At 56.9% G+C, this 471-nt stretch carries 1 pseudogene; it reads left to right on the top strand.

Annotated features, from left to right (window positions below):
- A pseudogene (locus CO251_RS13510) lies at positions 1-294 on the top strand (hypothetical protein); the annotation flags it as partial.
- Between the last annotated feature and the right edge of the window lie 177 nt (positions 295-471).

Genomic DNA, 471 nt, shown 5'->3' with positions numbered 1-471 from the left:
GCCGATGCGTGGCAAGAAGACTTCTGGGATGGGGTGCCGGTGACGTTAAGTGATCCCTACGGCATCGACAACTTTGTGCCCAATCAAGCGATTGTGACCTATGTGGGGCCCAAAGCGGCGTACAACATTCAATCGGGGGGCGATTTTAGCCCGACGTTGAAGCCCGGGGGCAGCCTGCATTTGTCGTTTACGGTGCCGAACAAGCCCGGATTGTGGGATTTCGGCTGTTTTGTGCAGCAATACATTCACTACCGCACCGGGATGCGGGGCCAAGTGATGATCCTGCCGGCCTAAGCGCGGCGAGGGAAAGGAGGAAGTGCCCGCATGGGAGAAAATGTCGTCTTTGCGGTGCTGTGGGTTGTCTTCAGCGTGCTGGGGGAGATCGGCGACCGCGTGATCATTCGGCACAATCCGATGTACTACATTGTGTCCAACCAAGGGCAGTTGGCGCTGCAAGCGTTTAACTTTCTG

The sequence above is a fragment of the Sulfobacillus sp. hq2 genome (assembly GCF_002903155.1).
In the GTDB taxonomy this organism is placed as follows: Bacteria; Bacillota; Sulfobacillia; order Sulfobacillales; family Sulfobacillaceae; genus Sulfobacillus; species Sulfobacillus thermotolerans.
The sequence above is the reverse complement of the archived record's forward strand: the minus strand, read 5'-3'. Positions and strand labels throughout refer to the sequence as shown.